This is a genomic window from Sulfurimonas sp. NWX367, from assembly GCF_039667065.1.
GTDB classification, from domain to species: Bacteria; Campylobacterota; Campylobacteria; order Campylobacterales; family Sulfurimonadaceae; genus Sulfurimonas; species Sulfurimonas hydrogeniphila.
In genome coordinates, this window is record NZ_JALCZM010000003.1 from 72,777 (window position 1) to 95,728 (window position 22,952).

General features: G+C 38.6%; 23 protein-coding genes. 15 read left to right on the top strand and 8 right to left on the bottom strand.

Features of this window, described 5'->3' with window-relative positions; genetic code table 11:
- The first annotated feature begins 17 nt into the window (after window positions 1-17).
- The 13 genes from MNY28_RS09090 to MNY28_RS09150 all read left to right on the top strand — a co-directional run bounded on the left by MNY28_RS09090 (window position 18) and on the right by MNY28_RS09150 (window position 13,098).
- Window positions 18-1,286, top strand: a complete 1,269-nt coding sequence (locus MNY28_RS09090) for a DNA polymerase IV (RefSeq protein WP_346389623.1) — start codon at window positions 18-20, stop codon at window positions 1,284-1,286.
- A gap of 190 nt (window positions 1,287-1,476) precedes the next feature.
- Window positions 1,477-1,878 carry a prepilin peptidase gene (locus MNY28_RS09095; protein ID WP_151899545.1) on the top strand — a complete coding sequence of 134 codons (402 nt, stop codon included), beginning with the start codon at window positions 1,477-1,479 and terminating at the stop codon, window positions 1,876-1,878.
- A complete protein-coding gene (locus MNY28_RS09100) occupies window positions 1,875-2,150 on the top strand; it encodes a hypothetical protein (RefSeq protein ID WP_151899544.1) in 276 nt (91 codons plus the stop codon). Before MNY28_RS09095 ends, MNY28_RS09100 begins: the two co-directional genes overlap by 4 nt.
- A 13-nt stretch (window positions 2,151-2,163) precedes the next feature.
- Entirely contained in the window at window positions 2,164-4,056 is a 1,893-nt protein-coding gene (locus MNY28_RS09105) for a hypothetical protein (RefSeq protein ID WP_346389624.1), read from the top strand.
- Complete coding sequence (locus tag MNY28_RS09110; protein ID WP_346389625.1) at window positions 4,056-5,249, top strand: AAA family ATPase; 1,194 nt, start codon at window positions 4,056-4,058, stop codon at window positions 5,247-5,249. The genes MNY28_RS09105 and MNY28_RS09110 overlap by 1 nt, the downstream gene beginning before the upstream one ends.
- Complete coding sequence (locus MNY28_RS09115) at window positions 5,240-6,805, top strand: ATPase, T2SS/T4P/T4SS family (RefSeq protein ID WP_346389626.1); 1,566 nt, start codon at window positions 5,240-5,242, stop codon at window positions 6,803-6,805. The genes MNY28_RS09110 and MNY28_RS09115 overlap by 10 nt, the downstream gene beginning before the upstream one ends.
- Window positions 6,805-7,740 carry a hypothetical protein gene (locus MNY28_RS09120; protein WP_151899540.1) on the top strand — a complete coding sequence of 312 codons (936 nt, stop codon included), beginning with the start codon at window positions 6,805-6,807 and terminating at the stop codon, window positions 7,738-7,740. Before MNY28_RS09115 ends, MNY28_RS09120 begins: the two co-directional genes overlap by 1 nt.
- The gene (locus MNY28_RS09125; protein WP_346389627.1) at window positions 7,737-8,573 is read left to right on the top strand and encodes a type II secretion system F family protein; all 837 of its coding nucleotides are present in this window, start codon (window positions 7,737-7,739) and stop codon (window positions 8,571-8,573) included. Before MNY28_RS09120 ends, MNY28_RS09125 begins: the two co-directional genes overlap by 4 nt.
- 11 nt (window positions 8,574-8,584) lie before the next feature.
- Window positions 8,585-9,481 (top strand): SAF domain-containing protein, encoded by an 897-nt coding sequence (locus tag MNY28_RS09130; protein WP_346389628.1) that lies wholly within the window; start codon window positions 8,585-8,587, stop codon window positions 9,479-9,481.
- Entirely contained in the window at window positions 9,471-9,896 is a 426-nt protein-coding gene (locus tag MNY28_RS09135) for a hypothetical protein (RefSeq protein ID WP_346389629.1), read from the top strand. The genes MNY28_RS09130 and MNY28_RS09135 overlap by 11 nt, the downstream gene beginning before the upstream one ends.
- 12 nt (window positions 9,897-9,908) lie before the next feature.
- On the top strand, window positions 9,909-11,696 hold the full coding sequence (locus MNY28_RS09140; protein ID WP_346389630.1) for a type II and III secretion system protein: 1,788 nt from the start codon (window positions 9,909-9,911) through the stop codon (window positions 11,694-11,696).
- A 94-nt stretch (window positions 11,697-11,790) separates the two neighbouring features.
- Window positions 11,791-11,985, top strand: coding sequence for a hypothetical protein (locus MNY28_RS09145; protein WP_151899535.1), 195 nt, complete (start codon window positions 11,791-11,793; stop codon window positions 11,983-11,985).
- A gap of 195 nt (window positions 11,986-12,180) precedes the next feature.
- Complete coding sequence (locus tag MNY28_RS09150) at window positions 12,181-13,098, top strand: DUF234 domain-containing protein (protein WP_151899534.1); 918 nt, start codon at window positions 12,181-12,183, stop codon at window positions 13,096-13,098.
- Window positions 13,099-13,108: 10 nt separating this feature from the next.
- Here MNY28_RS09150 and MNY28_RS09155 read toward each other — a convergent pair whose 3' ends face one another.
- The gene (locus MNY28_RS09155; RefSeq protein ID WP_346389631.1) at window positions 13,109-13,912 is read right to left on the bottom strand and encodes a DnaJ domain-containing protein; all 804 of its coding nucleotides are present in this window, start codon (window positions 13,910-13,912) and stop codon (window positions 13,109-13,111) included.
- A gap of 156 nt (window positions 13,913-14,068) precedes the next feature.
- On the opposite strand from MNY28_RS09155, the gene purF reads away from it, so the two are divergent.
- Complete coding sequence (gene purF / locus MNY28_RS09160; RefSeq protein ID WP_346389632.1) at window positions 14,069-15,424, top strand: amidophosphoribosyltransferase; 1,356 nt, start codon at window positions 14,069-14,071, stop codon at window positions 15,422-15,424.
- A complete protein-coding gene (locus MNY28_RS09165) occupies window positions 15,424-16,383 on the top strand; it encodes a TIGR01212 family radical SAM protein (protein ID WP_151899531.1) in 960 nt (319 codons plus the stop codon). Before purF ends, MNY28_RS09165 begins: the two co-directional genes overlap by 1 nt.
- Here MNY28_RS09165 and MNY28_RS09170 read toward each other — a convergent pair.
- The 7 genes from MNY28_RS09170 to MNY28_RS09200 form a co-directional block, all read right to left on the bottom strand.
- Entirely contained in the window at window positions 16,380-16,928 is a 549-nt protein-coding gene (locus MNY28_RS09170; RefSeq protein ID WP_346389633.1) for a DUF2393 family protein, read from the bottom strand. The genes MNY28_RS09165 and MNY28_RS09170 overlap by 4 nt on opposite strands.
- Window positions 16,925-17,437 (bottom strand): DUF2393 domain-containing protein, encoded by a 513-nt coding sequence (locus MNY28_RS09175; RefSeq protein WP_346389634.1) that lies wholly within the window; start codon window positions 17,435-17,437, stop codon window positions 16,925-16,927. Before MNY28_RS09175 ends, MNY28_RS09170 begins: the two co-directional genes overlap by 4 nt.
- A gap of 7 nt (window positions 17,438-17,444) precedes the next feature.
- On the bottom strand, window positions 17,445-18,125 hold the full coding sequence (hisIE, locus tag MNY28_RS09180; protein ID WP_346389635.1) for a bifunctional phosphoribosyl-AMP cyclohydrolase/phosphoribosyl-ATP diphosphatase HisIE: 681 nt from the start codon (window positions 18,123-18,125) through the stop codon (window positions 17,445-17,447).
- Between the two features lie 2 nt (window positions 18,126-18,127).
- Window positions 18,128-19,213 (bottom strand): prohibitin family protein, encoded by a 1,086-nt coding sequence (locus MNY28_RS09185; RefSeq protein WP_151899527.1) that lies wholly within the window; start codon window positions 19,211-19,213, stop codon window positions 18,128-18,130.
- A 251-nt stretch (window positions 19,214-19,464) separates the two neighbouring features.
- Window positions 19,465-20,394, bottom strand: coding sequence for a branched-chain amino acid transaminase (locus tag MNY28_RS09190; protein WP_151899526.1), 930 nt, complete (start codon window positions 20,392-20,394; stop codon window positions 19,465-19,467).
- 51 nt (window positions 20,395-20,445) lie between these two features.
- Complete coding sequence (locus MNY28_RS09195) at window positions 20,446-21,426, bottom strand: acyl-CoA desaturase (protein ID WP_346389636.1); 981 nt, start codon at window positions 21,424-21,426, stop codon at window positions 20,446-20,448.
- Window positions 21,427-21,569: 143 nt separating this feature from the next.
- Window positions 21,570-22,898 (bottom strand): hypothetical protein, encoded by a 1,329-nt coding sequence (locus MNY28_RS09200; RefSeq protein ID WP_151899524.1) that lies wholly within the window; start codon window positions 22,896-22,898, stop codon window positions 21,570-21,572.
- Between the last annotated feature and the right edge of the window lie 54 nt (window positions 22,899-22,952).

Below are 22,952 nucleotides of genomic sequence, written 5' to 3' on the forward strand. Positions count from 1 at the left end.
TCTGCTAATATTAAATTATGAAAATCCATATTGACATCGACTGCTTTTTTGTCAGTGCAGCTCGTATACTTGAGCCTTCTTTGGAACACAAACCAGTTGCCATCGGCGGAAGAAGCGATACAAAAATATTTACCAAAGACGCAAAGAACCAGAGAGTCAATTTTGAAAATTCCGGTTCGTTTGTACCGACTTTTTATAAAGCCTATGAAAACGGGGATGATCTCAAAAGTTTTCAGGACGAAGACGGACGTATCCGCGGTATTCTCACAACTTCAAGTTATGAAGCCCGTGCCTATGGCATCAAAACCGCCATGAGTATTCGACAGGCTCTGCAACTCTGTCCGCATCTCATCATCAAAGCACCAAATATGTCTTTGTACCAGGAGCTTTCTCACAGACTCCATGACTTTCTAGCACGCAAAATTCCGCTTGTCGAGCAGGCATCTATTGACGAATTTTACGGAGATGTAAGCGGATGGATAGATGATGAAGAGATACCACAGTTTATAGACAGCTTGCGCCATGAAATCAAAAAAGAGCTCCAGCTTCCTGTCTCCATCGGTGCCGCATCCACACGCTACATCGCAAAACTTGCAACAGGCTATGCCAAACCTTTTGGATGCAAAACGATTACAAAATACGAATTTGACGGATTTGTCAACCCCATCAAAGTAGAAGATTTCGCAGGCATAGGCAAAAGTATGAAAAACAAACTGCACAGTGCACAAATCAAAACACTCGGAGAACTGCGAAAAAGACGGGGAACTCTAGAATCATGGGGACCGTATGCAAAAGAGCTCTATAAACGTGTCAACGGAGAAAGTGATGCGCAGATTAAAACGACCCATCAAAGAAAATCCATCGGAATATCCAGAACTTTTGATCCGCTCTATGACAGAACAGAACTGCTCAGACGGGTTCACATTCTTGCCAGACATCTCAGCTTTGCCATTATAAAACTTCAGGTAATTCCCACTGTTTTTCATTTGGGTATTGCCTATGAAATGCATCAAAAATCTCATAAAAACATCTCTCAGGCAGAAATATTTACCGAAAAAAAGTTTGATGCCTTATGCATTTCTCTTTTTCATGCGGCTGACATTCACAAGCGTCTTTGTGTCATTCGTTTGAGTATCAACTGTTCAAGCTTTACGAGGGATTCAAAAAAAGAGCTCTCACTTTTAGGCTTTGAAGAAGAAAGAAAAATGTATACGCTTACATGTAAAACACAAAAACTGCGTGAAAAGTACGGTATGGATGCCCTCAGATTTGCAAGTGAACTCTAAAATCAACATCATAATCTAAACTTATATTTAAAAAAACAAAAACTACTTCGAAAAGTAACAATTATCATTATTTTTTCTTATTTTGTACTAAAATTCATTGTTTTTCACATACTTCAAATTAATTTAAGCTTCTCTTCCATACAATAGCTCAAATATCACAAAAATATCAAAAAAGAGTGTAGGGAATGTGATGATTATATTTGTTTATTTTATAGTTATTGCTTCTGTTCTCTCTTATATTGACAGTAAAAAAAGAGTTATTCCAGACAGAATTATACTTCCAGCATTTGCAGTGTTGGTTATTTTAAAATGGTGGGATGCAGACCTGTCTGTGTATGATTTATATGCGGTCTTGATTGTACTTGTCATATTTATCATCCCTGTTATTTTAAATATGGCTTTTGGCGGCGGTGATTTACGATTTGGTGCCTTTTGTGCCCTTTTTGTAGGTTTGTCACAGGTTGGGTATTTTATCATATTTTCAGGGCTGATACATCTTGTGATTTTAGCTGCTCTGAAAAAGAAAAGCTATGGCTTTGCTCCGGCTATGAGCATTGCCGCAATACTGAGTTATACAATAGGAAAATTATGAGAAGAGGTTCTGCAGCACTGGTACCATTGTTCCTGGCAATTATGCTGCTGTTTTGGTTTATCTGGTTTATGGGCGGTGAGAGTGACAACCTCCACAAAGTCAACCAGTTGGAAAATTTGCAGCATACGCAGGAGCGTCTAATTATTGCAGCCTGCCAAAAGAAGCAGGAGCTTTATGATGCAAACAGAAGTCTCACCGATGCGCAGTTAAATGAAAAAGTGAGTCAATACATTCATAATATTATGGTGTTAAACAACATAGATGAAAACTAAAAAAGGGGAAAAAATGAGAAAAATCATACTTGTAAGTCTGTTTGTACTGACGCTGGTACTCTCGGCAAAGACAACAACAAATGTGACGTTGCAGACACCGTATGAAGAAGAGGACGTGCAAAATGACTATGGTGACAAGATTATGTACCAGAATGTCAAAATCAATACGCAAAATTTTAAAATCAACAATTTTTGGGGAAAATTTTCAGATGCCGCACAGGACCAGTCCAATTTTACAAATATTGCAACTGCCGCAAATGTAAAACTTACAATAGAAAATGTCTTTACATGTAAAGACGGCGGGCTACCGGAAGAAGGCTGTTCAGGGCAAAAACCGTTTTTGATTAATGATGGAACTTTAGCTAATCCCCAACTGCAAAAAGATGCCATGGGACAAATTTTGCCTACTGGTGAATATAGAATTCCTTTTGATTCCGCACAAAACTATGATCCTGACCATGATGATGCTTTTTATGCTTTGGATGTTTTTCGAGACGGCAAATATTACCAGGATGACAATACAAATGATTATAACAATGAAAAACCAAGAACTTTTTTTGGTTATATGGTACAACTGATCAAAACTTATTTTTCTCCGCAAAACGATACAACAATAGTAGATGCTTTAACGCAAAATGAAATAGAATCCAGAAACCGATATATGGCAAACATTATTTTTGGTCTGCAACAAGACTACCGTATAAAAAAAGAATCTGCTATCGATACGAACAGTATCAATCAGGCTTTTTCTACAAAACAGCCCTCTTTGCTTGATTATAATGCCCTAATGATAAATGATACAACAGGCTGTGACGGCATCTTTTTTACCTTCAATCCGGACAGTCTGACATGTAAATTCCAAAACTTTTTCGGGATGACGCAATGGATGCCTTTTTTTGGAAACGGTGCCAGTCTGCTGGGTGAAAATTCTAACAAATCCAGCATACAGTCAGACTCTGTTTTAGAGGATACAGAAACAACCCTGCTGACACTGGCAAGCAAACTCGACAATACCAATTATGTACAGCCTAAAATTGATCCGCAAACAGGAAGAGTAAGTATTCTCGGAGAAGTTTTTAAACCGATGATATTCATGGCAAAATCCATGTTTCGCTTTTTCTTTGGAGAGAACTCAAAAACACTCACAGAAACTGTCAGTGTAAACTTTGATTTTACAAATCATATGCCTTTGACTTTTATGCAGGTACAAAACGGCATAGTCAAAGGCTTTGAGTATTTTAAACTTTTAGGCATTGAAAGTGTTTATGGAACGGAAGTACAGTCTTGTACAGTAAAAGATGAAAAAGGAATCTTTGGCTGGCGTTCATCATATCAGACATTTACACAGGGAATTCCAACGGACACAACATTGGATGGTGGGAAAACACGCAAGAGATGTGCAGATGATTCGGCTGTATCTGATTATAACCTACTCTCAAGAACATCCGAAACTTATCATGACCATTGTTTATATCTCAATCCGTTTAATTATTCTACACAAACAGAATATACTATTCACGTATCTACTGAAGATTGGCTGGACTGGTGTAAGCGCAATCAAGGCAGACAAAAGAAAGGTTTGTTTGGAAGAATAATTGACACCTTTACAAATATTGTGAGTATTTTATCAGGACACTCTTCCAATGGAGCCGATTATGATACGCAACTTGACAATCTATTGGACAAGAATGATTATAGCGTTGTCGAATACAAAGAAAAAGTACACAAAGGACTTATTCTCCATCTGAAAAAAATAGACATTGAAGATATTAACGCAACAACTCCAGGAACAACAACAGAGTTTGAAATCATTAAAGTCTCACGAGGCAGTCAGAACAGAAATGATCAAAACAACAACCAAGACAACAGCCAAAACAGTAACAGTCAAAACGGAGGAATGCATTAATGATAATAGCCTATGTATCAAAAGTCGACAAAGAGTGCTACAATGATCTAAAAGACGAATTTACCGATGTCAAAAACTTTAACTCCATCAATGATTTTATCAGTTTTTATGCTGTTAGCAAAAACCGCGATGTGGTACTGCTTTACAGAGTTGAAAATCTTGAAGATATCGAAAAGATTGAAGAGATACACTTTAACAATAATATTTATATGATTGTTATAGGCAAGAATGATACAAAATTTTCTCTGCTGGCAGGAAAAATCGGTGTAGATGTATACCTCAGTGAAGAAGAAGCCAATTCGGGACTTATCACAAACCTCATCATCAAGTCACAAAGCATTATAAAACAAAGACGCGGAAACAGTAACATATCTGTATTTACAGGTATCAGCGGTGGAGTTGGAACAACAACAATTTCTATGAATCTTGCAAAAACACTGGCACAGGACCATCCAGACAAAAATGTTTTATATCTTGATTTTGCCTACACAAAAGCTGTTTCTAACCTGTTTTTTAATTATCCGCAGCCCAAAAAAACCATAGTTGACATATCTAGTGTGCAAAATCTGGATATGCAGGAACTCTTTGAAAACGGTTTGGAAAAACTGAATGACAACCTCTATTTTGTCCCGGGTGTACAAAAACATACTGACAGAGAAGAGCTGGAAAAACCTGAAAACATACAGATGTTTTTAAACTTTATCATGTTTATCAAAGAAAAATTTGACTTTATCATTATAGATGTCGGGGTTTTTGAAGATGTCGATTTAGAGATAGATATTCAAGAGATCGCAGACAATATTTTTGTCATTACCGAATTTTCCATTCCTTCCATGTCTATTTTAAAAACATATATAGATATCATTGACAAAAGCGGATGGTACTCCAAAACACACATCATAGCCAACCGTTCAGACTCTTTTGGAAGTGTTACCCAGGAGGAGGCAAGAAAGATACTCTCAAAAGGCCTAAAACACAACTTTGAAATTGCTTTTGCCTTGCCGAATGATGCTGTTCATTTACGAGAGTGCTGGAATGAAGCGCAACTTGTCTGCGACGAATACCCGGATTCGCCTTTTATGCTAAAGCTCAAAGAGTTTGGAGAAAACTTTTTTATTCATGATGCTTCTTTGTATGAAAATGCCCACAAAGGCGAACACTCTTTCTGGTCCAAGGTGAAACGATGGCTCTAAAAGAAAAAATCAAAGAACGGCACAATAGCACTGAAGAGAATGTACAGATCAAGAGTACTGCCTCAACTGTACATATTGAAGAGAACCTCTGTTCTGAGTTTTGTTTCCCGCTGATTTACAGAAATGAAGAGTATTTTCAGCTTGCCTGTTCTATATATGATGCTTTTGTCGAAAAACTTAATATTAACGGAAAACTTACAGAAAAAATGATACGGGAAGTTGTCATCAAACATATATCTGAGTTTACTTTGCCAAAACCTGCCCTTAAAACGGAAATAGCCGACTTTGTTATAGACAATCTGCTCAACTACGGTCCGATTTCAACGATTATGCGTCTTGCAGGGCAAGGGCTCAATGATATTTTAGTCAACACAAAAGATTATATTGATGTTATTTACAACGGCCAGACTATAGCAACACCGTTTAAATTCAGGAATGAAGAAGATTTGCGCCGTTTTATTAACAGAATGCTCATGGCTTCAAACAGAAAAATCGATGAGTCACACCCTATTGCCTCTGCAAAACTGCCCGACGGCTCACGTATAGAGATACAAATACCGCCTGTTTCTGCAAACCTTGACAGCGACGGCAATCCCGGCTCCTATGTCACTGTGAGAAAATTTCGCGAGATTCCTCTGCTTTTTGAAACCTTGATAGACTCAAATATGATTGATTTGAAAATGGCATATTTTCTCATAAAAGCCATACGAGGCAAACTTAACATTGTTGTCTCCGGCGGTACATCAAGCGGAAAAACAACTTTTTTAAATGCCATTACCCGTTTTATAGACGAGGGCGACCAGCTGCTCACCATAGAAGATACAAAAGAGATGAAACCGCAAATGCCCTGCCATGCGATTCGCTCCTTTGAGGCACGTCCGCCAAACGAAGAGGGTGCAGGAGCGATCACGATTGAGAGCCTGTTACGTACGGCTTTGCGTTCAAGTCCACGACGTATTATTGTCGGGGAGTGCAGAGGTCCAGAAATTGTCACGATGCTCAATGCCATGAACACGGGACATCCTGGTTCTATGACAACAATTCATGCGGATGATACAAAAGAGGCAATTGTAAGAATTGAAAATATGTTCCTAGAAGCACGTCCTACGGCAAATATGACCTTTGTACGCTCACAAATTATCTCTGCTGTTGATTTGATAATACAAATCGTCCGTTTTCCCGATGGAACAAGACGCATCGTCAAAATATCTGAACCTGAAAGACGCATAGAAGAAAACGGTGTCGTTTCCATGCTGGACCTGTTTGAATTTCAACGCAATGCCAACAGTGACAATCCGATGGATTCAAGCGGAAATTTCAAAGCAATTTCAGGTTCTTCGCGTGCTATATTAAAGATGATGCAAAACGGTGTCACAATGGAGAGCCGTATCTTTGACAATGATTATGTTGTCAGCAAAGAGATGCTTACAAATGAGCTTAAGGAGTTTCATCCAAAAAGAATGTGCGGATGGAAAACAAACTATATGTCTGAGATTATACAATCCTCTTATATCTCAAGCAAAAGCATATTAGAAAGATGGCCGAACCTAAAATAATGACTGAATTACAAATAGACATATTACTTATCTTTGTCATCACAAGCAGTGCTACTGCACTTGGCTATATTCTCTTGGCAGAGTATAAACGGACAAAACACATTAATTACATCAAGCATGTCATATCACTTGTGGATGTAGATGAAGATGACATTTTACGGGAAAAACATTTAGAAAGCAAAAACACGCTGAAAAACAAAATAAACGCTCTGATGCTTCAGGCAGGATTTCATTTTTCTCCCTACATTTTTGTTCTTGTTTTTTTCGCATTTTCTCTCCTGGCAGGATCTCTCTTTGCACTTTTTCTACGCCACTGGAGCGGGTATCTTATAGGTATCCCCTTTGGTTCGTTCATCTTTTACATGATTTTACGTGCCATTATAGACAACAGAAAAAAGAAATTCAACAAAGCACTTGCCGTTGCCATTTCAGTGCTTGTAAAAATGATGAAAAACGGTATTGGGTTTGAACAGGCACTCAGCAAGTCAGTTTCAGTTTCAGGGTCCAAGCTTTTTCGTGACATATTTGCAAAATTTTTCCAGGAAAAAAATACTATCGGAGAGATGGAGGCTTTTAACAATTTAAACCAGTTTATCCATTCCAAAGAACTCCGTATCTTTGCCTTGGCGATTAAAATAGGGCGCGCGAGCGGCGGACAGTTTTCAAATACTTTGGAAAAGGTTGAAAAAACGATCAGCTACAGAGAAAAAATGCAGGAAAAAGTAGATGTTGTTACAAGAGAAAGCAGTGTAGGCTCATATGTCGTTGTTTTAATTACCATCTTTTTATACTTTTCGCTGAATGGGAACTTTGACGGGAAACTGCATCAGTACTTTATGGAATCCCAATACGGAAGATTTCAGCTTTTGGGTATTGCTCTTTGGGTATTTACCGGCATAATGATCAATAAAGTATTGACAAGGGTACACAAATGATAGAACTGTTTTCATACCTTACTCTTTTCATCTCTCTTGGCATTATCGCTTTTTTCCTTTCTTTGTATGCTTATGTACATTATAAGCACAGGAGACTTTTAAGCGCTATTTTTGCCAAAGAGGATGACATAATTATCACTGACAATTTCAGTGCAAAAAAAGCAGAATTTAAATTAAAGCTTCAAAGAGCGGGACTTAAACGCAAACAGTTTAATGAAATAGTATTTGCAAGTATTTTGGCAGGCATCTCTTTGATATCGCTGATTTTTATTATGGATTTTAGTTTTTTAACTGAGCTTTTTTTAGTTGTGTCAGGTGTTGCCATAGCAATATTTATGCCCTATATATATGTTGAAGAACAGATAAAGGCAAGAATCAAAAGAATAGAAAATGATTTGCCTATCTTTATAGATTTGCTGATTATCATTCTTGAAGGGGGCGGAGGACTCAACAATGCCATAGACAAAGTAACAACAGAAGGTGCAAGTGTTTTAGGTCCAGACCTCTTAAGTGAGTCTAAAAAGTTTAAAAACGAGTTTATAACATACTCAAGCGATGTAGCGTTTACAAATCTTGTCAACCGTACGGGAAGTGATGCAATTGCCACTATTGTCGGATTTATGCGACTTTCCGAGGAAACAGGAATCGGTGTCAAATCTATATTTGAGAATCAGGCGCAGGAGCTTAAATCAATGGAAATGCTAAACATAGAGAAAAAAGCCGCAACGATGAATATAGGCATTACGCTGGTCATGTTTATATTCATCTTACCGGCAGTCATCGCAATGATAGCATTTCCAATGGCAGCAGATGCCTTAATGCCGGGATTTTAAAAGGGAGTAATATGAAAAACAGAAAAACAAGAATAATCATGGGAATAATGGTCGGACTGGTGCTTTTTAGCTCCTCCGTAGCACTGCTTCTATACCTCAAACAGGGAAAGACAAAAGAGCACAAGGAAGCAGAAGTTGAAGTTTTTGTTGCGGCAAAAAACATACACAAAGGGGATGTTATTAATGCAGATTCACTTAAAAAAGCAAATCTTGCCAAAAGCTATATCAGCTTTACTCCTTTGACAGACGCGGAGATTATAGGCCGATATGCCAATGTAGATATCTACAAAGGTGAGCCTATTCGTCCTGAAAAGATTGTTGCGATACCGCCAAAAACCGAGCAGGAAGCAGAGGCGAAAAAGCAAAAGAAAAAAGAAAAACAGGTACAGCCTCAAAAGACAGAAGCACCACAGCAGGTCACCAAAGACACACTCTCAGTCGCACTCTCTCTTTTTAGAAACCAGGACACATCTCTGCGTTCGGGAGATTTTGTAGATATAGCCTGTGCCATTCCTTCTGCAAACAAAAAAACTCCAGATCTCTTTTATACAAAATATGTCGCTTTACATGTAAAGATAGATACCTTTGTCATCAACGGGAACAGACAGACAAAACTTCTCAGTTACAATGAAAAGCAAATGCTTACCAAGGCAGATACTGTCATATTCCAAATGGCACCAAAAGAGATTAAAAACTTTTTGGCGTATTACTATAAAACACAGGCGCTTAACAGTAAGCGAGTCTATAATCTTCACAACTACGGAGGGCAGTTATGGATGATAAAAACACCCAAAGAGATCAACGTCAAGCTGCAAAAACAAAAAGAACTTCTCCTTGTAGACAAAAAAATGTTTAAAAAACAGAGAAAAAAACATGTACAAAGAGTGAAAATATCCTATGAAAACTAAACACAATTTTCGCAATGCCTTCGGTATGGGTCAAATCATGGCGATGCTGCTTGTTGTTCTACCGACTTTGGCATTTATCATAACACTGATGACAGACTACTGGAGTGTAATGCAAGAGGATTACAAACTCAAACTCATAGCCAATCAGACCTCTACCGTACTTGACAGCGAACAGGATCTCAGAAGCAATACTCTCAATGCAACACTCGATACAGAAGTAGGAAGCAGACTGTGTCCAAAAGGAACAACCATAAGCTTTTCTGCTCCGGCCGATGCAACCTTGCCTGGTCAGGTCATTGTAACCATAAAATATACCCATAACGGTCACTATTTTAAAAACAAAACCTTAAGTACACAGATGCAAACCTATTCGTATCATGATCAAAACATATCAATCACCGGCACCTGCCAATAAAAAGGGGAAAAAATGAAAAAAATACTACTATATCTTGGAATCTGTCTGCATCTTTTTGCAAACGACATTCTTGTCTTTAACAATGAGTACCAGGTCCTACCCTTGCAAAAAAAGATCAAAAAACTCATTGTCGGTAACAGAGAAAATATTAACGTTTCTCTTTTGGAGAGTACGGCAAAAGGAAGTTTGCTTAAAATATTTGGTAAAAAAACAGGCAACACCTCTATTCTTATCATTTACAGGGACAACTCCATAGAAAATTATCATGTCTATGTGAATGAGAATCTCGGCTATATTCAAAAAATGATCAATATTATTGAACCGAATCTTTCACTCAGCATGGTCGGTAACGACTCTGCCGTCATCACCGGTGTATTTAAAGATCCGCATGACAAAAAAAGAATTTATGAGATTTTGAAAAAAGGCGGTGTAGATACAGACAAACTGATGGATTTGACAAAAACACGCAGAGTCAACAAAATGATTCGTACAAAACTCTACCTCATTGCCGTAGACAACCAAAGAGCAAAAGATTTGGGTGGTGTTACCGGACTGGGATTTTTCAACAAATATGTCAATGCAACAGCCAATGCGGGTGCTGCAAACTCTGCAACATTCAGCGGTTTTTTACTTGACAACCTGGGAAATTTTACAACAGCAACCGGAAAATCCGTTCTTGCTACACTCAATTTTTTACAGACAAAAGGGGTTGCCAATATACTTGATGACACGGTGCTCATTACAACAGAAGACAAAAATGCAACCTTTCGCGTAGGCGGGGAGCTTTATATCCCGACAGGTATTATACAAAACACAGGAACGGCACCCACCATTCAGGTGACAGAAAAAGAGTATGGTCTCAAACTTACACTCACAAGCAAATTTATGCAGACAGAGGGCTATATGCACATCAATGTAGATATTCAAGACAGTGCCATAGACCCTAACCCTGCCAATAATGTTGCTCTTGGAACCGGCATCTCCATTCCCTCTTTTATCAGTAAAAACATTCAGACTAATGTGGTTGTAAAATCTGAGCAGGTTATAGCCCTGGGTGGTCGCCTGCACAGTGAAAATTCCAAAAGTGAAGAAAAAATCCCTTTGTTTGGAGATATTCCTTTACTGGGCGAGCTTTTCAAGCATAAAGTTGAAAATTTAAACACAACTGATTTGATCTTTTTACTTGTCCCTGAGATTGTGGATGCCAATGAAGAGATAGATGACACTGACTTTTACAAAAATTTTAAAGCGCAAAGTACTGTTTTTCATGCAAAGGTGACTGACACTCCGAAAAAAATTCCCGATACAGAGCAAAACACTACAGAAACGGCACCATCAGAAGTATCACATATTTCATTTCCCGCTCCGATTATAATAGATGAAGAAGAAAGTCTGCAAACTCCACCGGAAGAGAATGCCAAACAACAGACACAACAGACACAACAGACACAACAGACACAACAGACACAACAGAAGATAGCACAAAAAACACAAAAAGCAGCACAAAAGACACATGAACTTACAATGACAATGCCAAAGAAGAAAGAAACAGCAGTAAAAAAAGAGACAAAACCTTCTCTGCAAACCTATGCTGTCAATGCGAAAAAGATATTTCTCAGAGAAAAACCTGTAAATGGAAAGCGTGTTAATGTTTGGAAAGAAGGGCATAAGTTTACATCAGACATCTCCAAAACAGTCAACGGTGCAAGCTGGTTAAAAGTAAAACAGGACTGTTACCGTACATGTAAAGATCTGAATGCAAGTGTATGGATTTCACAAAAATACACAAAAACACTATAAGCTAGGTTAATAATTGGTTTAAGCAAATATTATTTGCTTTTCTTATATAAAAGTGATATACTTATCACAACTTTATCACAAAGAAGGAGAGAATATGATCAAAAATCTATTCAAACGTATTAAGTCACAAAAAGGTATGAGCGGAGTTTTAGTTGCTCTTTTATTAGTAATCGTCGGTGTTGGACTGGTAGCGGGATTAAATACTTACATGTCAAGTGCAAAAACTAACATACTAAACGTAGTTGATGCAAATTTAAGTAGTGCTGGTGTTGCTACCCCAACTCGTTAATTAGATTTTAATCATATAATTTCGGAATCTAACTTTTGGTTTTCAACACCACAAAGCCCGCACTACAGAAAAAAATTTAGTTTTTTTCTAAGTCATGCTTTAGCATAGAAAGTACGGGTTCCGAAAAGCCGTTTACAAACCTCACAGTTATAACTTAAATAATACATGTAGTCTAAAATATGTTACAATTAACATATGACAAATGTAAAACTTCTTGAGCAGTTTCGCTCTTTTTATTTTAAAAACTACCCAGATGATATGGAGACGCAGATCTCCTACTTCGCAGTATTTGGCGGACTTGACTGGGAAATTGACACGACAAAGCCTATTGAAGAATTACTCCGGCTGCTTGTATTGGACAATTTTGAAGCTATAGATGCACAGATGAGAGAACTCACTCTCAACAATACCCTCAACCGTAAACTTCTCAAAGCCCTTGCAACAGGAGACAGACGTATCTTTTCTGCCTTTAACAAAGCCGGACTCAACAATGCCAACGGCGGAGCAGCACTCAATTTTTTGCAGGAAAAAGGCCTGATTCAACTGGAATATTCACGGGAAGAGCATCCTAGAGACAAATATCCAAACACAAAGCTAAAAAGAGAAGAGGCACGCCACCGCATATCACACAAAGTCCTTTTTACCCACCCTTTTGTCAGGTTCTGGTTTTACTTTGTCATACCCCATATCAAAGAGATTGAGGCACAGAAATATGATGCCTTTTTCAAAGATTTTACCCTGCGCCACAACAGTTATACCAGCCTGGTATACGAAGAACTCTCCGAAGTCCTGCTGAACTATCATCTTCGTGACGCACATATACGCAGCAGCGGCAGCTACTGGGATGCAAAAATAGAAATAGACATTCTGACCATCACACAAAACGGCCGTATCTATGTCGGAGAATGCAAATGGACAAACCACATCATCAACAAAAAAGAGCTGCATAAAATACGGGACAAATGCCAGAAACTCGGGATTGAACCGACCCAAATCGTTTTGTTCTCAAAACGGGGATTTTCAAAAGAACTCACCCAGCTCAGCGGTGCAGGTCTGGCACTTTACAGCAGCGAGGACTTTCAGGCACTGCTTAAAAAACGCTCTCTCAAGTAAAAAAGTATAATTAACTGACAACACGCAGTGCCTGGTACGCTTCTTGCAGCAGCTGAAATTTTTGTGTGTAATGTTCTACCAGATAAGGACTTTCATGAAAAATTTTGTCCGGATGATAAACTTTTGTCAGTTTTTTATAGCTTTTTTTCAAAGCATCCTGCGAAGCACCAATCGGGCATTCTAAAATCGTATAAAAATGTTTTTTCTCTTCATCAAAAGAGGCTTTGCATAAATCTCCGAAAGAAAAATTTGCAAAATCCGAGTAGAGTTTGGACATAAAATGATTGTCATAGGTATACTGAATCTGATAATGCAAGATATGACGCTTGTTTAAAGCACGTTCCAGCCTTGCTTTTGACCTAAAATCACTGACATCCACCACCAAAGAAATATCTGTTCCCCGCTCCACATACACTTCAAGCTGTGAGCGCATATAGTTGAGCACCCATGAATTCGGACTGTCCAGTGAAATAAGCACCGTATCTTTATCATATGCATAGAGATGTACTTTTATAGTTTCAGGCTCTTCCATCCTGTTGAGTTCTATTTTAATCGGCTGATTGCCAAACTTTAGCATGGAACGTAAGAAAAATTCATGATTGAAATCATGTGTTTTCGCATGAAACTCACTTAACTCTCTTATGAAATTCTCTCTGATCTGCGTTAATGACTGATTTTGAAATACAAGTACAGCTTTAGGTAAAAAGAGCATACCACGGGCATGATGATTTAAAAATTCTCTCATCCAACTTGTATTTAAGGTATCAAACCCTGTAGTGATAAGAATAAGATTATTGCGCAAAACAATTTCCATATATCCTACCTTTTTTGAAAATATATAATTTATAGCAAAAACAGTTCCACTTTGAAAATAAATTATATCTATTAATTAAGACAGCTTTGAGAATATTTATAGATATTTTGAGTATAATTGCATCATAATTTAATTACAACTTATCAAGGAAAAAAATTGCGCGAAAATATGAATGAAAAGTGTGCTGTTGTTGGGATTTTTGGTCATAAAGAGGCTTCAAAGTTAGCCTACTTTTCTCTTCATTCTCTCCAACACCGCGGACAGGAAGCAGCAGGTATCAGCTCATCTGACGGAGAAAAACTCCATACTATCAAAGATCGCGGACTTGTCATGAGCGTCTTTAACGAAGACAAACTTGCTACTTTAAGCGGATCAAGCGCTATAGGCCACACCCGCTACTCTACAGCGGGAAATGATTCCATTCTTGATGCACAGCCTGTATTTGCAAGATACGATTTGGGTGAGATGGCAATTGTTCACAACGGTAACCTTACAAACGCTGATGAAGTACGTGCCAGACTGATAAAACGCGGTGCAATTTTTCAGACATTTATGGATACTGAAAATCTTATTCATCTTATCGCCAAAAGTGAACAGGACAAACTTCTAGACAGAATTATAGATGCTGTTAAAAAAATAGAAGGTGCTTTTTCTCTGGTCTTTTTAAGCAGAACCAAAATGTTCGCTATGCGAGACCGTTTCGGTTTTCGACCTTTAAGTCTTGGGCGTTTGGCCAACGGCGGCTATATTGTGGCAAGTGAAACCTGTGCCTTTGATCTTGTGGGGGCTACCTTTGTCCGTGATGTGGAACCGGGAGAACTTCTGATTTTTGAAGAAGGCAAAGCCCCTCAAAGTGTAAAAATCTTTGAACCGACACCAAAACACTGTATCTTTGAATATGTCTATTTTGCCCGTCCTGACTCTTCTGTCTTCGGGCAGTCTGTATATGAATGCAGAAAAGAGATGGGAAAAGAGCTGGCAAAAATTCAGCCTGTTGAAGCCGATTTGGTTATCCCTGTACCTGATGGTGGTGTACCTGCTGCAATCGGTTATGCACAGGAGAGTGGAATTCCCTATGAAATGGGAATTATGCGCAATCACTACATAGGGCGTACCTTTATAGAACCGACACAGGAGATGCGTGATTTAAAAGTGAAGATGAAACTCTCTCCTATGACAGACATTATCAAAGGCAAAAGAGTTGTCGTTATAGATGACTCTATAGTCAGAGGTACAACGTCAAGAAGAATCATCAGAATGCTGAAAGAAGCAGGAGCAAAAGAAGTCCATATGCGTGTCTCTTCTCCTCCGACTACCGATCCGTGTTTCTACGGTGTTGATACACCAAGCAAAGAGAATTTAATCGCTGCAAATATGGGTGTGCAGGAAATTTGTGATTTTATAGAAGCCGACTCTTTGGCCTATCTGGATGAAGCATCACTCTTAAGAAGTGTGAATGCAACACAGGATATCTACTGCACAGCCTGTTTTACTGGAAAATATATCGTTTAATGGAACAAATTTATACATACGGTAATTATTTAAAAAACAAATTTGGCGTAAAAGTACACAAGGTTGGCATCAATATTTCCGGCTTCACCTGCCCGAATATTGATGGAACCGTGGCCAAAGGAGGCTGTACATTTTGCGAAAATGACTCTTTTTCAGCCAGTACTGATGCCGTTGTGGAGCTCAAAGGATTTCACTTAAATCTTGAATCAAAAGAGAATCCTTTTTTGCAAAAACAACTCAAACAGCTTGAACTGCAGTTTGATGCTATATCAAAACGCCAGAAAAGAGAGTATGGCGCAAAAAAATTTCTTGTATACTTTCAATCATTTACCAATACCTATGCCCCTTTTGAAACCCTCAAAGCACTCTATGAAAAAGCGCTCTCTTTTGAGAACGTGGTAGGGTTAAGCATTGGTACACGTTCTGACAGCATCACAGAAGAGACACTTGCCTACCTCTCAGGCCTTGCCAAAGATAAAGAGATCTGGATTGAATTTGGCATTCAGTCTGTATATGATGAAACACTGGAAAAAATCAACCGTGGGCATGACAGCGAAAATGTTAAAGAGTGGATTATCAAATCAAAAGAGGCAGGTCTGAATGTTTGCGGGCACCTTATCTTTGGTCTTCCGGGAGAAACGCAGGAGATGATGCTTGAGACCTCCAAAGCCGCTTATTCATGGGGAATTGATTCTGTAAAATATCACCCTCTGTATGTTGTAAAACGCACTGCCTTGGCAAATGAATTTAACCGTGGAGAGTTTACCCCAATCAGTGAGCAGGAATATCTTGATGTGCTTGTAAAATCTCTTCTGATGAAACCCAAAAATGTCAATGTCCAAAGAGTGACAGCAGGCATTGATGATGATTCCCTCTTAGCTCCAAAATGGTGCCGCAACAAGAACCAACAGATAAAAAATATTAACGCCGCACTTAAAAAAGTCGGTCTAAAGTATTAATGCCCGTATGCTTTTGCAAATTCCGCAGTACTTCTGAAATAGGGCGGATATCTGAAGTATACTCTAAATGCCTTTGCCTGACCGGGTTTGAGATTTCTGGCAACAACAAACTTTTTCGTAACGGTTTGCGGTTTGCGTGATCCCATTCCAAAACCTCCGGAAAAAAAGTCCATAAAACCGCTGGGTTTATAAAAATTCCCGCCTTTTACATTTCCTGTTGCATGCCCTTTGTTGACCAGTTTTATTTCAAAAGTCACTTTTCCTACAGGAAATTTTCCGACATTTCTAACAATACCGTAATAGGCTATCTCTTCCGTGCTCAAGAGCCTTTTGTTGTGCAGTTTTTCCAACTGCACCTTTTTCGTATACTTATCAACAATCATAACAGAAAAAACAGCCATAAAAACAGTCACCAAAATAATAGAAAATATCATAGAATAGACTAGTTTTTTGTTTTTTTGTTTCACTGCACTCACTATACCGGCAATACTCAGTAAAAAGATTACAAAGAAAACTATATAATGCCAGTAATTAAAGAGTGTCATTTACAATTTCCCTCCAGAGATACATTATAGTCTTTTTTATATGCAAACGGTTCTATGATAATTTTAAACTCTCTTGTTTGCCCTTGTGCTATATCAGGTTCTAGAATCGACATTTTTTGAAATGGTTTTAATCGTAAAAGATAGTTTTTGTACTTGTTCTTTGTAACCCTGTAGACTTTTGCAGTGATTTTACACTCGGAAAAATCGAATTTGGATTCATTTGTGATACTTCCTTTAACCACCAAAGCCTCCACAAAATGAAGTCTTTTTTGCGAAAGCAACTGGACAGAATTTTTAAAAAGATATTTGTGCATCTCGATATAACCAAGCGTAGGACCGAGAAGAAGTATTGCAAATCCAAAAAGAACAAAAAAGAGCGCAAGAATTATCTTTTTTCGAAGGAGAAGTGCAAGAATAATAAAAAGAAGAAAAAGAAGAAATGACACACCAAAAAGGATATAATCATACGTTATTAATCCATGAATAAATGCCAACAGCTTCTCTTTCATATTTTACTTACTCTTTTCTTGCGTTTTTTTCAGCGATGCCACTCATGTCAAATCTACGGGCAAGCTCCTGTTTTATTCTGTCTGGTGATATATTTTTAGAAGCGAGCGCCACTAGCATATGGTAGGTCAAATCTGCCGCTTCATACACCATCTCTTTCTCATCATTGTCTTTATGTGCAAAACAGTATTCACCGGCTTCTTCAACAACTTTTTTCAAAATTGTATTTTCCCCTTTGCTTAAGAGTTTTGCCGTCCATGAAGTGGCAGGGTCTGCACTCTTTCGCTCTTGAATCGTATGATAGAGTGTATCAATAACGCCGTATGCCGCTTCAGTATTTACTTCTATTTCAGAGGTAATTTCACCGCTTTGCAGCTCTGTAAAAAAACATGATTTTCTCCCGGTATGACAGGCTACTCCGTTTTGATTGACTTTTATCAGGAGCGTATCATTGTCGCAGTCAATAAAAAAAGAGACGATTTCCTGCGTATGTCCGCTGCTTTCGCCTTTTTTCCATATACGCTGTTTGCTTCTTGAAAAGTAGTGTGCCTGCTTTGTTTTGAGTGAAAGTTCCAACGCCTCTTTATTCATGTAGGCCATCATCAGCACTTCATTGGTCGTGTTGTCCTGGACAATGACAGGCAGAAGCTCCTGCTTCTTCCAATCTACTCTATTGACTATTTCCTGCATGCTTATCGTGCCGTCGTTCTTTGCTGAATATTTTTTGTATCAACCCAGATATTTGGTGTTGAACCGCCCGGTGTCAAGAATATTTTTGCATCTTTGTTGACTCTGAGTGCATCATTAAACTTGTTTTGTACTTTCATCTGTTCAAGCTGTAAAAGCTTCGTTGTCAATGATTTTGCAATTAAAATATTTGCTTTGGCATTGGCATCTGCTTCAATTGTCACAGCATCTGCTTTACCCTGTGCTTCAATTCTTGCTTTTTCAGCGATACCGCGAGCTTCTGCGGCACGTTTGAGTGCTTCTTGTTTCGCACGCTGTACTTCCTGTTCTGCCTGTTGTACCTGTTGTTTAGCCAGTTGTACTCTTTCAATCTGTGCTTTTACTTTTTCCGGCAACATAATATCACGAAGCTGGATTGACTGCAGGATTACAGGAGAGTTTTTCAGACTTTTGATACTTTCCCGTATGCCGTCTTCTATCGCAGTTGCAATTGTATTACGCATGACAGGAATAGATTCGGCATCATATTTTCCTACGACATTTCGTACAACATCACGTACAACAGGATTGATTATTTTGTCTTCCCAGCTGAATCCCCAGTTTGAGATTGTCTGTGCGGCAAACTGTGCATTGAGTCTGTACTGAACAGTCAGTTCAATCGAGACAGGCAGACCACGTTTGTCAAGCACTGTAATGGCAGGCTTTGAAATAATCCCCGAAGCATTTGAATTTGTTTCTACACGTGATGCATAGTTGATAATACGGACCTTCGTATCCACCGTATATACTTTTTGAATCACAGGAATAATAAAATGCAGTCCCGGAAGCAGTGCCTGGTCCTGATACTTTCCATTTGTACTTAAAATACCCCGTTCACCCTCTTGAATAATAATAAACGGCTTTGCCAGAACAAGCATCACAGCAACAGCAATCAAGAAATATGTCAGTGCTGCCTTCCCCCCGCCAAAATTAAAATTCAAATTTGGCATCTGAGGTCCTTTTGGACCACTGCCACCGCCTGAGTTAGAGTTATTAAATCCTCCGCCTTCACTTTTCTTCTTGTTAAAATAGTCATTCATATCTGATGCCATTGTATTCCTTTTTTTACTTTTTAAATTTTCCTGCCATTCTCAGCCCGCACTAAAGTACGGGTCCCGAAAAAACCGCTTAACTGAAGGGCATTGACCCTAAAGAATGGGTTCCAATACAGGCTGTTTCCCGGAACCGGCACTTCAGTGCCGGCTATTGCAACTTTCTGGCACTTTCAGCCCGGACTACAGAAAACATTTAGTTTTCTCTAAGTTATGCTTTAGCATTAAAAGTCTGGGTTCCGAAAGTCTTCTTAATTTATCTCATCCACATAGGTAAGATAATGCTCATATTTTTTATTTCGACCAAATACAATGTCAAAATACCCGCTCTGAATAATTGCCGTTATCTCTCCGCGGGAGCCTCTGCCTATCTCTCTGGCATCAACCAAAGCAACCGGTGTGATTTCTGCAGCCGTTCCTGTCAAAAATGCCTCATCCGCCACATAGACTTCTTCTCTTGTTATACGGCGACGCGTCACTTTGTATCCAAGGTCTTCAGCCATTTCAATGACAGTTTTTTGTGTGATGGAAGCTAAGGCGTTATCACTTGGCGGTGTAATAATCTCCCCGTCTTTTATCATGAAAAACGAGGCCCCGCTTGCTTCTGCAACATAACCTTCATCATCCAGAAGCAAGGCTTCATCATATCCGCAGTCAATCGCTTCATATTTTGCCATTTGGGAGTTCAAATAGTTTGCAGTGGCTTTGGCTTTTCCCATATTGGATGTGTTTGCCGGTCTTGTCATGGAGACAATTTTCAGACGAATGCCTTTACGCATACCCTCTTCCCCAAGGTAAGCACCCCATTCCCAGGCGGCAACGGCTGTCTCAACCGGTGCGTCTTTGTGGTAAAGCCCCATAATACCATAGCCTAAAAACGAAAAAGGACGAAGATAGACATTGTCCCCGGTAAATTCATTTCTTCGGATGAGTTCGATCTGTGCAATGTTTAACTCTTCAACAGTATAAGGAATATTAATCAGTGTCATTTTTGCCGACTCTTTGAGTCTTTTGGTATGATCATTCAAACGAAATATTGCATACCCTCTCTCAGTTTTATAAGCTTTTGTTCCTTCAATTACACCGTTTCCATAGTGAATTGTATGTGTGAGTACATGTACCTTTGCATCTTCCCATGCAACAAATTTTCCATTCATCCAAATATATTTGGCTGCGTCCATTAAAATCTCCAAATTGTTAATTGGTGATATTTTATCTAAATTGCTATTTACCTAATAGGATTTGAGTACATTGTTTATCTGTACATACGCCTGCAGCGGTGTTGTTTCAAAATAGGCAATACCCTTTTTCTGTGCAAATTCCTTTGTCATTTTTTGGATTTTCAGCAGATTGAACCTGGGTGCTTTTGGGAAAAGATGATGCTCTATCTGGGTATTTAATCCTCCGTAAAACCAGTGTACAAATTTCCCGCCTTTTAAAGAGCGTGAGGTACGCATCTGCAACTCCATCCATGAAAGTTTTTCGCCCACTTCTTTGTCAAATACTTCACAGCCAAGATGGTTTGTTATAAAACCAAATGCCAGCCAGACAGAAAGTGTAAGATTCAGTGTCAGGTAAACAGTAAATGCTTGAGTCAGAGGTAAAAAATAAAAAACGCTTCCCCAGATTACAGGCCAATGCAAAAGCATCAATCCAAGCTCACCCCATTTTTTACGTTTTATTACAAAATTATAAGACTGTACAATAAAAGCAGGATACATAAAGAACATAGCACCCCAAAAAACAAGATATTTGCTCTTGCGAAGCCATGTTTTGTTGCCTTTGTTGTTTGTAAATGCTCCATCAAATGCCAATATGTCAACATCTTTTTGGACAATATTGCACCAGGTATGATGGTTGACATTGTGTTTGAAATCCCACCAGGAAGAGGAGTTCGAAAGGATAAACGCTGAAAACGGATAGCTCAGTTTAAAAGACAGACGCTTGTTTTTAAAATACTGTGTATGCAAAATATCATGCGACACGAAAACGGCACGCGTAAAAACCAGAGACATAAACAGACCAAGACCTGCAGCTGCTGCAAAAGAATTGTCAATGAGATTTTTGTGATAAAAAAGTATCACATAAACAATTCCCATACTTAAAAGTATCGCTGTCATTTCAAGGCTTCCTCTCACAGGAACACGTTCTAAAAGACCTAAAGCACGGACTTTTGATTTTAATTCATCAAAATCATACGAAGATTTCGTCATTTTTACTCACTTTGTTAAAATTTATTTATTATAACATAAAATGAAATTTGTGATTTTAAAAAAATAGAAAATAGAAAGAAATTACATGTAAAGCGGTGATGCTTTACATGTAAAAAAGGAGAAATGAAATTTGAAATCTGTTTTTAGAAGAACCACTGAGAAGTAACTTTTATTCTGCGTTCTTTCTCGTTTCCTATGTTTGCACCATATTTGTCTTCCTGGAATGTCAATCCGGCTTTGATTGAGTTCCCCATTAAATACCAGTTTACACCGGCTATTTTGGATGTCAAATCGTAACCGTCCAAATCTTTAAATTTGTCCCAAGACTCATATCTGACAAAGGGAGCAACAAAACCATAGTCTGCAAAAACATATTCACCGGTTGCATACCAGCCGTTGGATTTTCCTCTTGTCGTACTCGCCCAGTCTTTTGCTACACCGTCAAAGTCAAAATATTCTGCTTGAACAAAAGCACCTTTGTAGTGTGCTGACATTTCAAGATTTAACAGTTTGTGATCCACTGAAGTATTTACACCACCTGTTGTTGTGTACTGAATATCAGGACTTACCCAGTAACCGGCACCCACTTCAAAGTGTTTTCCCTGCCCAAAGTAACTTTCAGTTCTTTTTTTCTCTTCCCAGCCGTCAAACGGAGAAAGAACAATTTTACCACCATAAAAGAAGTTCTTCTGCATAAAATTACTGCCGCCAAAAGTTGCACCCGAAGCATCATGAAGTTTGCCAGAGTAGACACCGTCACCTATAGCTACCTGGTAGTGTACTTTCTTGTTCCAGTTACCGTAAATTTGTGCATTTGTACCACGACGGTTATGGGTAATATACTGTGCCGCTTCATCCGCTACATGAGGACGGTCAAAGTGTAGCACGCGCGCTGATTTTACCGTTTCGGTACGGGAGATATCAATTTTTGCACGGAAAAGTTTAAAGTTGACCAGTGACGAACCAAAAGGTTTTTTGATTTTTACATAGGCATCACCGACATTGAATGACTGCTCTCCCTTGTCTTTATAGTTCGCTTTGTCATTTCGTACATCCATTGTAAAAGAAGCATACTTGTTAAAACCCGCTGCCACTTCAAAACGAACGCGTCTCAAATAAGCATCATAATAACTTGTTGTCGCACCTGTTGCCAAATCTTCCACACTTCTGTTTTCAAATGTACCCTGAATACGCACACCTGCTTTGAGCCACATATCAGGATTGTCCTGTGCAACAAATTTCATATTAATATGCGTCTGCTTGCCTAATAAAAAGTTTGGAGATTTCTTGTCTACTATAGTAATATTTTGTTTTGTATTTCCAAGACTGTTTGTATCCAACAGTGTTCTGTCCGGTGCAGGCTGTGTAAATACTTGTCCGTTAGCATCTTGATACAGTTTGATTTCATTAGCATTTACAGCAACTGAACTGAGGGTTAAAGCAGCTAAGGCTGATAAAACGATTTTATTCATTTTTGAATTCCTTTTTGTTTTGTTGGCGGAAGTATAAAATATCCAGGTTACATA

Coding starts and splice junctions, on each gene's coding strand:
- hisIE (WP_346389635.1), bottom strand. CDS start 18,125: ATGCAGGAAATAGTCAATAGAGTAGATTGGAAGAAGCAGGAGCTTCTG.
- MNY28_RS09120 (WP_151899540.1), top strand. CDS start 6,805: ATGACTGAATTACAAATAGACATATTACTTATCTTTGTCATCACAAGC.
- MNY28_RS09185 (WP_151899527.1), bottom strand. CDS start 19,213: ATGGCATCAGATATGAATGACTATTTTAACAAGAAGAAAAGTGAAGGC.
- MNY28_RS09095 (WP_151899545.1), top strand. CDS start 1,477: ATGATTATATTTGTTTATTTTATAGTTATTGCTTCTGTTCTCTCTTAT.
- MNY28_RS09165 (WP_151899531.1), top strand. CDS start 15,424: ATGGAACAAATTTATACATACGGTAATTATTTAAAAAACAAATTTGGC.
- MNY28_RS09145 (WP_151899535.1), top strand. CDS start 11,791: ATGATCAAAAATCTATTCAAACGTATTAAGTCACAAAAAGGTATGAGC.
- MNY28_RS09110 (WP_346389625.1), top strand. CDS start 4,056: ATGATAATAGCCTATGTATCAAAAGTCGACAAAGAGTGCTACAATGAT.
- MNY28_RS09100 (WP_151899544.1), top strand. CDS start 1,875: ATGAGAAGAGGTTCTGCAGCACTGGTACCATTGTTCCTGGCAATTATG.
- MNY28_RS09190 (WP_151899526.1), bottom strand. CDS start 20,394: ATGGACGCAGCCAAATATATTTGGATGAATGGAAAATTTGTTGCATGG.
- MNY28_RS09200 (WP_151899524.1), bottom strand. CDS start 22,898: ATGAATAAAATCGTTTTATCAGCCTTAGCTGCTTTAACCCTCAGTTCA.
- MNY28_RS09105 (WP_346389624.1), top strand. CDS start 2,164: ATGAGAAAAATCATACTTGTAAGTCTGTTTGTACTGACGCTGGTACTC.
- MNY28_RS09195 (WP_346389636.1), bottom strand. CDS start 21,426: ATGACGAAATCTTCGTATGATTTTGATGAATTAAAATCAAAAGTCCGT.
- MNY28_RS09175 (WP_346389634.1), bottom strand. CDS start 17,437: ATGAAAGAGAAGCTGTTGGCATTTATTCATGGATTAATAACGTATGAT.
- MNY28_RS09135 (WP_346389629.1), top strand. CDS start 9,471: ATGAAAACTAAACACAATTTTCGCAATGCCTTCGGTATGGGTCAAATC.
- MNY28_RS09090 (WP_346389623.1), top strand. CDS start 18: ATGAAAATCCATATTGACATCGACTGCTTTTTTGTCAGTGCAGCTCGT.
- MNY28_RS09125 (WP_346389627.1), top strand. CDS start 7,737: ATGATAGAACTGTTTTCATACCTTACTCTTTTCATCTCTCTTGGCATT.
- MNY28_RS09130 (WP_346389628.1), top strand. CDS start 8,585: ATGAAAAACAGAAAAACAAGAATAATCATGGGAATAATGGTCGGACTG.
- MNY28_RS09155 (WP_346389631.1), bottom strand. CDS start 13,912: ATGGAAATTGTTTTGCGCAATAATCTTATTCTTATCACTACAGGGTTT.
- MNY28_RS09115 (WP_346389626.1), top strand. CDS start 5,240: ATGGCTCTAAAAGAAAAAATCAAAGAACGGCACAATAGCACTGAAGAG.
- MNY28_RS09170 (WP_346389633.1), bottom strand. CDS start 16,928: ATGACACTCTTTAATTACTGGCATTATATAGTTTTCTTTGTAATCTTT.
- MNY28_RS09140 (WP_346389630.1), top strand. CDS start 9,909: ATGAAAAAAATACTACTATATCTTGGAATCTGTCTGCATCTTTTTGCA.
- MNY28_RS09150 (WP_151899534.1), top strand. CDS start 12,181: ATGACAAATGTAAAACTTCTTGAGCAGTTTCGCTCTTTTTATTTTAAA.